This window comes from Micromonospora sp. WMMD754 (genome assembly GCF_049315235.1).
GTDB lineage: Bacteria > Actinomycetota > Actinomycetes > Mycobacteriales > Micromonosporaceae > Micromonospora > Micromonospora sediminicola.
In genome coordinates, this window is the sequence record NZ_CP186058.1 from 6,469,287 (window position 1) to 6,483,568 (window position 14,282).

The following is a 14,282-nucleotide window of genomic DNA, read 5'->3' on the forward strand; positions in this document are numbered from 1 at the left end:
GTGCCGGCGTCAGCCGGCCCGAGGAGTCACAGCGGCTCCCAGGTACGGCGGCCCGCAGGGCGGTTCGTGTAGCGACGCGGTGTGCCCTTGCGCGTGAAGGGGAGATCCCACACACCTTGGCGCCGCCTCCCCCACCCCGGCCCCGGTGACTCGCGCTACAGGGCGGCGGTGCGACAACCGCCGCGACCGGACGGATGCCAACTCGGTCAGGTCGCCACTGACGACACCTGCCGTCAGGCTCGCCGGACGATCACAGCCCGTCGTACGTGGCCTGTTCGTCGCCGTGGTCGCTGCCGGCGTGGCGGAGCGCCGCGATGGCGGCAGCCACTGCCGGGTGGTCTCCCGCGCCCTTCCGGTACGCGATCCGGGTGCGTCGCCGGATGGCGAGGGGTTCGAGGCGGACCCCCGTGGGCGGGTGCCCGACGGCGAGTTGGGGCACCAGTCCGACGCCTTGGCCGGCCGCCACCAGTGCCAGCATGGCGGTGAAGTCGTCGGCGTGGTGGCGCACGGTCGGGCGGAAGTCAGCCAGCTCGCAGGCGTGGAGGGCTACCGAGTGGCACAGTGTCCCCTGGCTTCCCACGATCCACTCGGCATCGCGCACGGAGCGCATCGGGTCGCCTTGAAGATCGCACTCCATCTCGGTCGGCAGGGCGAGGTAGACCGTCTCTTCCAGCAGAGGCGTCGAGTCCAGCGCCGGGTCCGACTGGACTGCCACGATGTCGTAGTCGTGATCGAGAGCCACATCGAGGCGACGGTCGCGCAGCGCGTTGGGCACGGCGACCGGGTCCAGTTCGGTGACCATCAGGTCGAGCGCGGGATGGTCGCGGGCCAGCGCGACCAGGGCCGGCGCCAACACGGTACGCACGGCGCTCGGATACGCGCCGATGCGTACCGTGCCGGAAAGTCCCCCGCGGGCGGCGGCCAACGTGGCGTCCGCGGCTTCCAAGGCGGCGAGGACCACCTCGGTGTGTCGGACCAGCGCCTCCCCGGTGGGGGTGAGGGTGACTCGGCGGCCGGCGCGTTCCAGTAGCGCGACGCCGGCTTCCCGTTGCAGCGCGGCCAGCTGCTGGGAGACGGCGGATGGCGTGTAGGTGTGCGCCTCGGCGACAGCGGCGATGGTGCCCAGACGGGCCAGGTCGCGCAGCAGGCGCAGGCGGCGGACGTCAAGCATCAGCCGAGCTTACGTATTCGTTGAGCAATCGGAACTGGTCCTTCACAGTCTCTACACGCAGGCTGGAGGCATGACACTGACCGGCCTGTACGTACCGCTGATCACCCCGTTCGACGAGCGGGGTGCTGTCGCCTTCGACGCCCTGACCACCCTCGCCAACCAGATTCTGGAAGGTGGGGCTGCCGGCCTGGTCGCCCTGGGCACCACCGCAGAACCGCACGCTCTCACCGACGCCGAGCAGCGACGCGTGGTCGACGTTGTCGCAGCGGTCTGCCGCGAGCGCGGAGCCCAGCTTCTGGTCGGCGCGCACACCCTCGAGGCGCTGCAGGCGCTCGGCGGACGACCTGAGGTTACGGCGGCGCTCTGCCTGGTGCCGCCGTTCCTGCGGCCCGGCGAGGAGGCCGTACTCGCGCACTTCGCTCGGCTGGCCGAGGAGTCCCCCGTGCCGCTGGTTGCCTACCACGTCCCGTACCGCACCGGGCAACCGCTCTCCGCCGGGGCCCTGCGCCGGCTGGCTGGCCTGCCCGGCATGGTGGGAGTCAAGCACGCTGTCGGCGGCATTGACGCCGACACCCTCGCCTTCCTTGGCGCCGTACCACCGGGTCACTCGGTGCTCGGCGGCGAAGACGCGTACGTCTCGGCGCTGCTCGCTCTTGGCGTGCACGGCGGCATCCTCGCCTCAGCGCACGTCGCCACCACCGACTACGCCTCGCTGATCACGGCCTGGCAGACCGGCGACATCACCCGCGCCCGATCGCTCGGCCACCGCCTCGCCACGCTATCTACGGCGCTCTTCGCCGAACCCAACCCATCCGTGATCAAAGCAGTGCTGCACGCCCACGGACGCATCCCCACGCCGACGGTCCGCCCACCGCTGCTGCCCGCCACACCGGCCGCCACAGCACGGGCCCTGAAGTACGTAAACGAACAGACCAGGACGTCGACGTAGGGCGACTAGTTGGGCCATCCGCTGATCACGCTGGACGCCCTTCGCAATGCCGGGCTCGGATTCGCTGCTGACGATCTCCCCTGAGCCGATGTGCCCGAGGTGTGCCCGGGGGCGATCTTGCCCCGGATACGACGAAGGCCGCTGAGCTGTGTTCTGCCAGCTCAACGGCCTTGCTGCTGCGTGTTCGATCTTGTGTCCGAGGGGGGACTTGAACCCCCACGCCCTATACGGGCACTAGCACCTCAAGCTAGCGCGTCTGCCATTCCGCCACCCGGACCTGCACGTACAGCCTACCCGGTCGGCCGAGGTGATCTTCTCACCGGATCAGCCGGCCGTCGGGCCGCACGGGGGATTACTGTACACGGCCCGGAACGATCATGCACATCACCACTAACGCCCCACGTTTCCCCAGGTCAACACCCCCCACCGGCGGGCGGGTAGCGCGCAACCGACGATTCCGGGCAGCATTGCTCACGTGTCCCACCCCTCCCCGCTGACCGCCGCTCAACACCAGGCCCTCGCGCTGCGCGCCGCGGGCGACCTGACCGCCGCCCGCCGGCTGCTCGCCGACGCGATCGACGCGGCCCGACCGGCGTACGGCGAGGACCACCAGGACGTCCTGACCACCGGCCACCTGCTGGCCCGGCTGCACCGCGAGGCCGACGACCCGGCCGCCGCCCGACGAACGCTCGAGGAGGCGTACGCGGCCGGTGAGCGCCGGCGCGGGGACGCCGACCCGCTGATGCTCGCCCTCAGCTTCGACCTGGCCGCGGTGGCGGAGGAACTGGGCAACCGGCACGAGGCCCGCCGCAACTACAGCCGCGTCGCCACCGCCGGGCCCGCCGTGCTCGGTCCGGACCACCCGGCGGTACGCGCGGCGCGGCACTACCTCGGCGGCTCCGCCGCCGCTCCCGCCGGCTACGGCCCGCCTCCCGGCGGCTCCGCCGCCGCTGCCGGCCCGCGCCCCGATCCGGCGCTGTCCGGGCCCACCGTGTCGTTGCCGGCGGTCACGCCGTCCTATCCGCCCCCGCCCGCCCCGCCGCGGCCCACTCCTGCCGCACCGCCCGCGGCACCGGTTCCGGGCGCCGAGTGGGCCCCGCAGCCGCAGCCGGCGCACCGGGCGCCCTGGCCGGGCCACGGGCCGGGTTCGACGACGCCTCCCGCTGCCCCGCCGCCGGGAACCGCCGCGCCCGCCCGGGGCACACTGCCGCCCCCGCCGGCGGTCCCGGTCTCGTCGCCGCCGGTCGGACCCACCGCGCCGCCCCGAACGTCGAGTCCCTGGGCTCCTCCGCCGGCACCGCGGACCAGCGGCCTTCCGACGCCGCCCGAAGACGTGACCGCACGCTTCCCCGCACCGTCCGACGACGTCACCACACGGTTCACCGCGCCGTCCGCCGCCGGTGCGGACCACCCGGCGCCCCTCGGGACCGCACCGCGACCGACGGCCGGACCGCCGGTACCCGGCGTCACGCCGGTGCCGCCGGTCCACGGCGCCACCCCGGTGCCGCCGGTGCCGCCGGTCCAAGGCGCCACACCGGTCCATCGGACGGGGCCGACTCCGGTCGCGGGCACTGCCGGCCATCACCCGACCGGCGAGGCACCTCCGACCGTCCCTCCCCCTGCCGGTCAGCGGCCGACGCCGGCCCGGCCGCCGGTCGTCCCGCCCGCGCCTCCGCTCCCCGGGCCGCCGGCCGCACCCGCCACCTGGCGCACGACGCCCGGGCCCGGCCCGACGGCGCACACCCCGCACGGGTCCGTGCCACGCAGCCCGGCGCATCCCGTCCCGGTACCGCCCGTGCCACCGACGCCGGTCCCCTCAGCCTCCGCTCTGCCACCGGCCCCGGTCATCCCGCAGCCGCCGGCACGACCCGACGCCGGATCGACTCCTGGCGCCGCCTCTCCCCCGCCACCGCGGCTGCCGGCGCCACCGGTCGCGCCACCGCCACCTGTCGTGCCGCCGCCACCGGCGGCGTCACCCGCCGTCACCTCGATGCCGGCGGCGCCGGTCTCGGGCGCACCGGCACGCGGCGTCCTCCCGCCGCCGCCCGCCCTCGCCCCGATGCCACAGGCGCCGAACCCGCCGGCAAACGGAGTCCTCCCGCCACCGCCGGTCGTGCCCGCCGCGCCGCCGGTCTCCGCACCACCCGTCGCTGCGCCCGCGAGCCCCGCGCCCGCCTCGACTCCGTCCGTCCCGGCGCCACCGGTTCCCGAACCCACCTCGACCCGACCGGTCCCGCCACCACCGGCTCCGGCTCCCGCCCCCACCTCGCACTCGTCGACGCCGCCGGCCGTTGCCGGCCCCGCATCGACCCCGGCGGCACCGGCGGCACCGGCGGCACCGGCAACGGTGTCGGTCTCCACGCCACCAGCCTCGGCGGCGCCGGTCTCCACGCCCCAGCCGTCAGCTCCCTCGTCGTCACCGCCGGCCGTGCCGGTGCCCGTCCCCGGTCAGCCCACGACGAGACGCCCGGACCCGACGCAGGTGGGCGACTCCGACGGCGACCCGGCGGGTTCCGTTCCCGGCGGGCCGGGCTGGGACAAGCCGACCGTCCAGGTTCAGCAGATCGGTCCGCTGCTGCGCGAGGAGGCGGAGCGGGCGGCGGCCGCGGGCCGAGAGTCCCGCCCGGACACCCGGCCCGCCGGCGGTCCACCCACGAGTTCCCGGCCCGTCAGCGGACCGCCCGCGAGCGCGTCCGGGATCGACGCTCCACCCGCCGGCGCGGCGCCCGTCAGCGGACCACCGGTCGGCGCGCCGCCGGGAGGTGCGGCGCCCGTGAGCAGCCCGCCGGCCGCCGGCGAGTCGGCGCGCACACCGTCCGCCCCCGCGCCTCCAGCCGTGGGACCTCCCGTGCCGGCCGTCCCACCCGCCCCACCGGTCAGCGCACCTCCCGCCTTCCCGGTCAGCGGACCACCGGGACACCCCATCGGCGCACCACCGACGATCCCGGGCGGCGCTCCAGCCGCACACCCGGTCAGCGCACCACCGACGGTCCCGGTCAGCGGCATGCCGGTCAGCGCCGCCCCGATCAGCGCCTCCCCGGTCAGTGGGTCACCGGTGCCGCCGTGGGGGATGACCGCTCCACCGTGGAGCAGCGTCGCCCCGTCCCAACCGGTGGACCGGCCCACCGACCCGGAGCCCGAGCCGGCGACCGCGCCGAGGCCGGGACCCGGGACGGATCCCACCGACCCCGACGAGAGGCCGGATGTGGACGCGCCGGCCGACGGGCGGTCACTGCCGGTCTACGACGGGCTGCTCGACTTCCCCGAACCGGCGCGGCCGGAGCCCGCGTACTCGGGGCAGCCCGCATACCCGGCGTCGCCCGCGTACCCGGAGCAGGGCTCGTGGCCGGCGGTGCCGCCGTCGTTCCACCAGCCGGCCGCGTACCCGGAGGTGGAGGAGCCGGAGTCGCGCGGCCGGAACCGTACGGTGCTGGCCCTGCTGGTCGGCGGCGCGGTGCTGGCGGTGGTGGTCGCGGTCGGCGCGGGCGCGGTCTGGCTGAACCGGGACGCGGCGCCGCCGGCGCCGGCGCCGAGTGCGCCGAAGCCGAAGGTGACCGGACCGCCCCCGACCGACCTGCGGTTGCGGGACGACACCACCACGATCACGGTGACCTGGACCGACCCGACGAGCGGCGGGGTGCCGTTCGTCGTGGCCGGTGGTCAGGCCGGGCAGAAGCTCGGGGTGATGGCCACCGTGGACGCCGGGCAGACCCGGTACACGGTGAACGGGTTGAGCGCGCGGCTGGACTACTGCTTCACCGTGCTGGCGGTCTACTCGACCGATTCGTACGCCACGTCCGGTCAGGTGTGCACGGACCGCGATGGCGGCGCCACGCCGAAGTGACGGGGCACCGAGGACACGCTCGGTGTCCACAGGGAGACGGTGCGGGTTTCACCGGCCTCTGCCGGCACCTATGATGGCTCCCGGCTCTGGGGAGGGTCGACCACGCGCGGCGCCCTCCCCCACCGACGCGGGGAGGCAGCCGGCAGTGACCACCATCGAGGACGTCACGAGCACCGGGCCGGAGACGGCCCGCCCCCGGTCGCGGATGCGCGGCGGCCTGGTGACCATCGGCACCGTGGCCGCGTTGCTGGCCGCGATGGGGCTGACCGTGCTCGGGCTGGGCGCCGCCGACAACGCGGTGGCCAACTACGACGCGTCCTCGTGGTTGTGGAGCACCACCCGCAGCGAGCTGGCCCGGGTCAACGGTGTCACCGCCCGGGTGGACACCCGGATGGAGGTGCCCGGCGGGCGGCGGCACCAGATGCAGGTCGCCCAGACCGACCGGCTGCTGATCCTGCGCGACCTCAACACCGGCCAGGTCAGCTCGCTGGACCTGGCGACGTTGCAGATCACCGCCAGCACGCCGACCGCGCCGGGGTTCGGGGTCAGCGTGGCGCTGCACGAGGACGCGGCGTTCGTGGTGGACGCGGTGCAGGGCATCGTCCGGCAGCTCGACCCGCGGGCGCTGACGCCGGTGGGTGAGCCGGTCCGCTACCCGCCGGGCATCGCCGGCGGGACGTTCGACGGCGCCGGCAAGCTGTGGATCGCGGTGCCGAGCGAGGGCACCGTCTCGGCGATCACGGCCGCCGACCTGCCGGACACCCCCGGCGCCGCCCCGCCGGCCGGGCTCAGCCCGAAGCGGGTCGAGACCCACGAGGTGGCCGAGCCCGCGCACGAGCTGGTGGTGTCCACCCTGGACGAGGGTGTGGCGGTGCTGGACCGCACGTCCGCGTCGCTGGTGACCGTGGTCGGCGGCCGGACGCAGCGGGCCGGGCTGACCATGACCGCGCCGGGCAACCTGCCGCCGCGGACCAGCGGGCCGCAGGTGCCGGTCACCGTTCCCGGTGACCGGTCGGTGCACGTGGTCCGCGACGGCGCCGAGGTGAAGCGGTTCACGGTGCCCGGGGCGGGCGCGCGGCTCAGCCCGGCGGTGGCCTGGGCGGGCCGGTTCTACTGCGCCGACGAGAGCACCGGCGCGGTCTACTCGTTCGACGCGGCCGGGCAGCTGGTGGAGACGATCAAGGGTTCCGGCCGGCCCGGCCCGGTGGAGCTGGAGGTCCGCGAGAACCACCTGTTCATCAACCCGCCGGACTCGTCCACCGCCCAGGTGGTCGACGACCGCAACCGGGTCCGCGAGGTGAACAAGTACGCCAACGACGTGCTCGGCGGCGACCCGCCGCCGGTTCCCCCGCCGCCGCCCCCGCCGAAGAAGCCGAAGGTGGGCAAGCCGGGCGCGCCGAAGGCGGTCAGCGCCGCCGCGGGCAACGCGTCGGCGCGGGTGAGCTGGCAGGCCGCCGCGTCCAACGGCGCCGAGATCACCCGGTACGTGGTGGAGGGCGGCGGTCAGACCCACCAGGTGGGCGCGAACCAGCGCGCGTTGGAGGTCACCGGTCTGACCAACGGTGAGACGTACACGTTCTCGGTGCACGCGGTGAACGCGAAGGGTGACGGGCCGGCGCGCCGCAGCAACCCGGTCGTGCCGACCGCCGAGGTGCCCGACCCGCCGGCCTCGGTGACCGCCGAGGCCCGGCCGGACGGCACGGTCCGGGTGAGCTGGCCCGAGGCCGACGGCCAGGGCAACAAGGTCACGAAGTACGCGGTGACCGCGACCTCGGCCGGTGCGAGCGCCCCGGCCGGCGAGTCACCGAAGACCGAGCTGGTGGTGCCGGCCGGCGCGCTGGAGTACGGCACCCAGTACGCGTTCACGGTGACCGCGGTGAGCGAGAAGGGCGCCGGGTCGAAGGCGTCGCCGGTGAGCAACACGGTGGTGCCGTTCACCGTGCCGAAGGCACCGACCGAGCTGCGCGCGTCCACGGTGGCCGACCAGCCGGGGACGATCGCGGTGCAGTGGTCGCCGGCGGTGGAGAACGGCCGCCCGGTGACGAAGTACGTGGTGCAGGCCGGCGGCAAGACCGTCGAGGTGACCGACGTGCGGGCCACCGTGGGCGGGCTCGGCAACGGCCAGAACGTGACCGTGAAGGTCAAGGCGGTCAACGAGGCCGGCGACGGCCCGGAGGCCAGCACCACCGCGCGTACCGTGGCCGCACCCCGGATCACGGTGACCGGCTCGTCGGCGGACGCCACCTCGGTGACGGTGACGTTCACCGTGGACGCGGGCGGCGGAAAGGCCACCTGCACGGCGGCGACCGGCGGGAAGACGGCCAGCGGGAGCTGCTCCAGCCTGCGGGTGACCGGGTTGACGCCGGGCACGGCCTACACGGTGACGCTGACCGCGTCCAACGCCGCCGGCAAGGGCACGGCCACCCGCGCGCAGACCACCGACCCGGTCTACGGCATCGCCACCTGCAAGAACGGCCCGGACGGGGACCAGCGGACGTACTGCAACAAGGACGTGCCGGGTCGTAACGGGAACGAGATCTTCAAGGTCACCCAGCAGGACGACGATCGACAGGCGGGCTGGGTGCCGGACGGCACGCGGCTGCGCACGTACTGCAAGGCCAAGGGCGAGGACGTCGACGCCTGGATCTACAACAACAACAAGCAGAGCACCTGGTGGATCCAGATCGCGTACGAGGGCAAGACGTACATCCCGTGGGCGTGGCTCAACCTGGAGGGCGGCGACAACCTGAACGTGCTGCCCACCTGCTGACGTCGCCCGGACCGAAAGGCACACCGTGAACACGCACGAACCGCTCAGCCAGCCGGAGGTGCAGGGCTTCGCCGCCCTCGCCGCCCGGCTGGCCGACAACGTCAACGCGGTCGTGCTGGGCAAGCCGCAGGTGGTCCGGCTGGCGTTGACCGCGCTGTTCGCGCAGGGGCACGTGCTGCTGGAGGACGTGCCCGGGGTCGGCAAGACCACGCTCGCGCGGGCGGTGGCGGCCACGGTGAAGGGGCAGTGGCGGCGGATCCAGTTCACACCCGACCTGCTTCCCTCCGACGTGTCCGGTGTGACGATCTTCAACCAGGCCAGCCGCGGTTTCGAGTTCCACCCCGGGCCGGTCTTCGCGAACATCGTCATCGCCGACGAGATCAACCGTGCCTCGCCGAAGACGCAGTCGGCGCTGCTGGAGGTGATGGAGGAACGGACGGTCACCGTGGACGGCGTACGCCACCCGGTGCCGCAGCCGTTCCTGGTGGTGGCGACGCAGAACCCGGTGGAGATGGACGGCACCTACCGGCTGCCCGAGGCACAGCTCGACCGGTTCCTGGTGAAGCTCTCCGTCGGCTACCCGGACGAGGCGGTCGAGGTGGAGGTGCTGCGCGGCGCCACGGTCCGCTCCCCCGACTCACTCACCGCGGTCACGGACACCGCCACCGTCGGCGAGATGGTGAAGATGGCCCGGCGGGTGCACATCGCCGAGCCGCTCTACGCGTACGCGGTGCGGCTGGCCGCGGCCACCCGGACCCATCCGCAGGTGCGGGTCGGGGTGAGCCCGCGCGGGGTGATCGCGTTGACCCGGGCGGCGTGCGCGTACGCGCTGATCGACGGCCGGGGCTGGATCATGCCGGAGGACCTGAAGGCGCTGGTCGAGCCGGTCTTCGCGCACCGCCTGCTGCTCACCCCGGACGCGCAGGTGCGGGGCGTCACGCCGGCCGAGGTGCTGCGCCAGGCGGTCGCCTCGGTGCCGGTGCCCCTGCCGTCCGGCCAGCCCGCCCCGGTGCACGGCTGAGCGTGGGGATCACCGCCCGGGGGATCGGGCTGCTCGTCGCCGCCCTGGTGCTGCTCGGCGTCGGCTTCCGGTACGCGTACCCGGAGCTGACGGTGCTCGGCGCGGCGGCGGCCGTGGCGGTGGGCTACGCCGGGGTGACCGCCGCGTGGCGGCCCCGGTTGGCCGTCGAGCGTCGGGCCGACCCGGACCGGGTGGCCCGCGGCGAGCCGGCGGCGATGGAGTTGACGGTGCGCAACACCGGCCGGCTGCGGGCGGCGAACCTGGTGGCCGAGGACCGCTGCGCCGGCGCGCTGGTGCCGGTGCCCCTGCTGCGGCTGCGCCCGGGAGGCGACACGGTGGTGCGCTATGCGGTGCCGACGCAGCGCCGGGGCGTGGTGCCGGTGGGGCCGTTGCGGGTCGTCCGCCGCGACCCGCTCGGCCTGGTGGCGCTGGCCCGCGGCTACGGCGACGCGGTCCCGGTGTGGGTGTACCCGCGGATCCACCCGCTGTCCGCGGTGCCCACCGGCGCGGGGCGCAGCCTGGACGGGCGCACCGACAGCGTGCCGCACGGCTCGATCACGTTCGACTCGTTGCGGGAGTACGTGGTCGGCGACGAGCTGCGCCGGGTGCACTGGCGGACCAGCGCCCGGGTGGGCGAGCTGATGGTGCGGGAGAACGTGGACACCAGCCTGCCGCGGCTCGTGGTGGTGCTGGACAACCGGTCCGCCGCACACCCGGGACGGGTCGCGGGCGTGGCGGAGTCGTTCGAGTCGGCGTGCGAGGCGGCCGCATCGGTGGTGGCCGCCGCCGTGCGCGAGGACCTGCCGGTGTGTCTGCTGCTGGTGGCGCCCGCCGAGGCCGAGCCCGCCGGGGCGGCCGGGCCGCTGGACCGCCTCGCCGCGGTCGAGCTGGCCGAGGGCGGGTCGGAGGTGCTGCCGGCGGCGACCGCCCGGCTGCGCCGCGACCGGCTCGGCGACACGCTGGTGTTCCTCACCGGGCCGGGCGGCCGCGACGACCTGGGTCACGTCGGCGCGCTGCGCGGCGCGTACCCGTCGGTGGTCGTCGGTGTGTTCGGCGCGACGGGACCGACGGCGGCCGGTGGGACGGGCCTGGTGGTGCTGGACGCGGCGGACGGCGCGGCGTTCGCCGCCGAGTGGGACGGGATCCGCCGGTGGTGACGCGGCTGCGCGCCGTGCCGGTGCCGGCGGCGCTGGTCGTGCTGGTCGCGCTGTCCGGTGTGGTGCTGGGCCGGGTGTACGCGGACCCGCTGCCGACCCGGCTGATGGTCGGCGCGGCGGTCGGCTCGGTGCTGGTCAGCGTGGCCGCCCGGCGACTGCCGTCCTGGTTGGTGGCGCCCCTGTCGGTGGCCGCGCTGACCGGCTGGACGCTGTTGTCGCTGCGGCTGGCCGCCAGTCACGCGGCGCTGCCCGGCGGGCTCGGCGAGGTGGCCGTGGACGCCGCGCGCAACGCGATCCCCCGGCTGCTCACCGCGATGATCCCGGTCGAGCCGGCGCCGGACACCGTGCTGGTCCCGGTGGTGGCCGCCTGGCTGGCCGGGCTGACCGCCGCCGAGGTCGCGCTGCGGGCCGGGCGGGTGCTGCTGGGCTACCTGCCGCCGGTGCTGCTCTACGGCGGCGTGCTCTACGTGGTGGGGCCGAACGCGGAGCCGGCGGTCGGGCCGACGGTGCTGTTCGCGGCCGTCGCCGCCGCCGGCCTGGCCGTGCCGGGCCGGCGGGCCGACCCGGCCGCCGGCGACCCGGTGGCCGACCTCCCCCCGACGGTACGCGCGGCGGTGCGGCTGCGGCTGGTCGCCGCGACCGCCGCCGGGCTGGCCGTGGTGGTGGGGCTCGCCGCGCTGCTCGCACCGGTGGTGGCGGGCCAGGTGGAGGACCGTCCGGTCGATCCGCGCCGCTACGTGGAACCGCCGCAGGTCGAGTCGCTGGACGAGAACCCGCTGATCCGGATCTCGGGCTGGGCGTTGAACCCGGACCAGCGGCTGCTCGACGTGCGTACCGTGGCCGGCGCGGGCGACGGCGGGCCGCCGCGGATCCGGCTGGCGGTGCTCAGTGACTACGACGGGGTGACCTGGCGGGTCGGGGCCACGTACCGCAACGCGGGGCGGGTCCTGCCCGCCGCCGAGTCGGCGGCCGGCGCGACCACCGACACGGTCCGCCAGGAGATCACGGTGGGCGACCTGACCGGGCGGCTGCTGCCGGCGGTGCCCACGCCGCGCGAGGTGACCGGCGCGCGGGTCGCCTACGACCCGGAGACCGGCACGGTGATCCGGCCGGAAGGACTGGCCCCAGGGCTGCGGTACGACGTGTCCTCGGTGCGGGAGCGCCCGGACCTGAACCTGGTCACCACCGCGAACGTGCCGGCCGGCGACGCGGTGGCCCGGGTGCTGCGGGTACCGGACGGGGCGCCGGAGCAGCTGCGGCGGCTGGCCACCCAGCTCGCCGAGGAGAACGGCGCCCCGTACGCGCGGGCCGACGCGATCGCCACGTTCCTCGCCGAGCACTATCGGGTCACCGCCGACGCCCCGAGCGGGCACGCCTACCCCAACCTGACGTTCTTCCTGTTCGGGCCGCGCAACGGCGGCGGGCAGCGGGGCACGTCGGAGCAGTTCGCCGCCGCGTTCGCGGTGCTCGGTCGACTCGCCGGCCTGCCCACCCGGGTGGTGGTCGGGTTTGAGCCGAAGGCCGACGGGCCGGTGCGGGCCGCCGACGCGTACGCCTGGCCGGAGGTGCTGTTCGAGGGCGTCGGCTGGGTGCCGTTCGATCCGATGCCGCGCCCGGACTCCGAGCCCCGCCCGGTGGAGGAGGACTTCCGGCCGAAGCCGGAGGACCCACCGCCGTCCGAGGTGCCGGCGCCGACCGAGGAGCCCTCCGCCACTCCCCCGGCCGCCGCGCCCGCGCCGGCCCGGCCCGACCGGGGCCCGGGTACGCCGGTGCTGGTCGCCGGCGGCGTCGGCGGCCTGGTGCTGCTGGTCGGCGCGGTGCTGGCGGTCCTGGCCACGATGCGTCGCCGGCTGAGTCGCTCCCGGCTGGATCGGGGCGACCCGGGCCGGCGGGTGACCGGCGCCTGGCGGGAGCTGACCGACGCGCTGCGGCTGGCCGGCCGGCCCGTGGGGGACGACCTGGCGGCGGAGGAGGTCGCCGAGCAGGCCCGAGCCACGCTCGCGGCGGCCCGGGCGGCGCGGTCGAGCGATGGGGTGGCACAGTCGGACGGCGGTGCGGCATGGTCGGGCGACGGGGTGGGCGAGCTGGCCGACCTGGTGAACCGGGCCGCGTTCGCGCCGGGCAGCGTCGACGCGGCGCAGGCCGCGCGGGCGGCGGAGGTGGCCACCGGCTACGTCACGGCGTTGCGTGCGGCCCGGTCCCGCTGGGCACGGCTGTGGTGGACCGTGCGCCCGGGTCCGCTGCGCTGGCGCCGCTGATCGTGGCCCCCTCGGCGGTTCGCCGCTCACGCCCGGGCGCCCCCGGCGGCACGCCGAGGGCTCCGGGAGCGTAGGCCCCTCGGTCGGCTAGGAACTTGACGACGTAGGTGGATCGGTCACCCCGGCACGTCGGGAGCCCTGACGTCCGCGGCACAACGCGACCGCCTGGCGAACGCTTCCGCGCGACGACCGTCGGTGCACCGAGTCGTTCACGTCATCAAGTTCCTAGTCAGACGACGGAAAAGGTCCGGTCCGCCGGGCGGGGTCCCGCCAGGCGCGGGGGTATCCGGCGAGGCGACGAGGGCCCGCGGCTACGAGTCGGCGGCGCGCAGCTTGCGGACGAGCTTGCGCAGGCCGGCCTGCCAGCCGTCCGGGTCCTCGGCCCGGCGGCGGGCGTAGTCGGCCACCTCCGGGTGAGGCAGGATCAGGAAGCGCTCCTCGGCCAGCCCGGCGACGACGGTGTCGGCGACCTGGTCCGGGGTGAGGATCGCCCCGGACGCGGCGATCACCCGGGCGCCCAGGTGCCCCTCGGCGAGGCCGTCGGCGAGCATCGGCGTGTCCACGCCCTGCGGGCAGAGCGCGCTGACCCGGATGCCGGCGTCGCGGTAGGTGATGGCCAGCCACTCGGCGAAGCCGACCGCCGCGTGTTTGGTGGCGGTGTACGGGGCGTCCCCGACCGCGGTCAGCACCCCGGCGGCCGAACAGGTGAGCAGCAGGTGGCCCTGCCCCCGGCGCAGCATGCCGGGCAGCACGGCCCGGGCGCTGTGCAGGTGACCGAGCACGTTCACCCGCCAGGCCCGGTCCCAGTCGGCGTCCGGCGCGTCGATGCCGCCGCCGGTGGCCACGCCGGCATTGGCGCAGAACAGGTCGATCCGGCCGTGGCGGCGCTCGGTCTCGTCGACCAGCGCGCGTACCGCCGCCTCGTCGGTGACGTCGAGTGCGACCCCGGACGCCACCGGGCCGATCGCCTCGGCCGCCGCGCGGGCCGCGTCGGCGGCCAGGTCGGCCAGCACGACGGCGGCGGCGCCCTCGGCGGCGAACCGCCGGCCCAGCGCCGCGCCGATCCCGCCGGCCCCACCGGTGATCACGACCACCCGGTCGGTCAGGTTCAT

General features: G+C 75.7%; 8 protein-coding genes, 1 tRNA gene and 1 pseudogene. 7 read left to right on the forward strand and 3 right to left on the reverse strand.

Annotation, left to right across the window (positions count from 1 at the left end; translation table 11 throughout):
* Window positions 1–250 precede the first annotated feature (250 nt).
* Window positions 251–1,171, reverse strand: coding sequence for a LysR family transcriptional regulator (locus ACN27B_RS30255; protein WP_422742745.1), 921 nt, complete (start codon window positions 1,169–1,171; stop codon window positions 251–253).
* A gap of 70 nt (window positions 1,172–1,241) precedes the next feature.
* Between ACN27B_RS30255 and ACN27B_RS30260 the strand changes: the two genes are divergently transcribed.
* Complete coding sequence (locus ACN27B_RS30260) at window positions 1,242–2,120, forward strand: dihydrodipicolinate synthase family protein (protein ID WP_422742747.1); 879 nt, start codon at window positions 1,242–1,244, stop codon at window positions 2,118–2,120.
* 193 nt (window positions 2,121–2,313) lie between these two features.
* Here ACN27B_RS30260 and ACN27B_RS30265 read toward each other — a convergent pair.
* A tRNA-Leu gene (locus tag ACN27B_RS30265) sits at window positions 2,314–2,397 on the reverse strand.
* A 198-nt stretch (window positions 2,398–2,595) separates the two neighbouring features.
* On the opposite strand from ACN27B_RS30265, the pseudogene ACN27B_RS30270 reads away from it, so the two are divergent.
* The 6 genes and pseudogenes from ACN27B_RS30270 to ACN27B_RS30295 all read left to right on the forward strand — a co-directional run.
* A pseudogene (locus tag ACN27B_RS30270) lies at window positions 2,596–2,769 on the forward strand (hypothetical protein); the annotation flags it as partial.
* Window positions 2,770–5,190: 2,421 nt separating this feature from the next.
* On the forward strand, window positions 5,191–5,964 hold the full coding sequence (locus ACN27B_RS30275) for a fibronectin type III domain-containing protein (protein WP_422746128.1): 774 nt from the start codon (window positions 5,191–5,193) through the stop codon (window positions 5,962–5,964).
* Between the two features lie 205 nt (window positions 5,965–6,169).
* A complete protein-coding gene (locus ACN27B_RS30280) occupies window positions 6,170–8,734 on the forward strand; it encodes a fibronectin type III domain-containing protein (protein WP_422746130.1) in 2,565 nt (854 codons plus the stop codon).
* Window positions 8,735–8,759: 25 nt separating this feature from the next.
* Window positions 8,760–9,755: an AAA family ATPase gene (locus ACN27B_RS30285; RefSeq protein ID WP_091573541.1), complete on the forward strand. Its 996-nt coding sequence runs from the start codon at window positions 8,760–8,762 to the stop codon at window positions 9,753–9,755.
* Between the two features lie 2 nt (window positions 9,756–9,757).
* The gene (locus tag ACN27B_RS30290; protein ID WP_422742750.1) at window positions 9,758–10,912 is read left to right on the forward strand and encodes a DUF58 domain-containing protein; all 1,155 of its coding nucleotides are present in this window, start codon (window positions 9,758–9,760) and stop codon (window positions 10,910–10,912) included.
* Window positions 10,888–13,170 (forward strand): transglutaminaseTgpA domain-containing protein, encoded by a 2,283-nt coding sequence (locus ACN27B_RS30295; RefSeq protein ID WP_422742752.1) that lies wholly within the window; start codon window positions 10,888–10,890, stop codon window positions 13,168–13,170. The genes ACN27B_RS30290 and ACN27B_RS30295 overlap by 25 nt, the downstream gene beginning before the upstream one ends.
* Window positions 13,171–13,481: 311 nt before the next feature.
* Here ACN27B_RS30295 and ACN27B_RS30300 read toward each other — a convergent pair whose 3' ends face one another.
* Complete coding sequence (locus ACN27B_RS30300) at window positions 13,482–14,282, reverse strand: SDR family oxidoreductase (RefSeq protein WP_422742754.1); 801 nt, start codon at window positions 14,280–14,282, stop codon at window positions 13,482–13,484.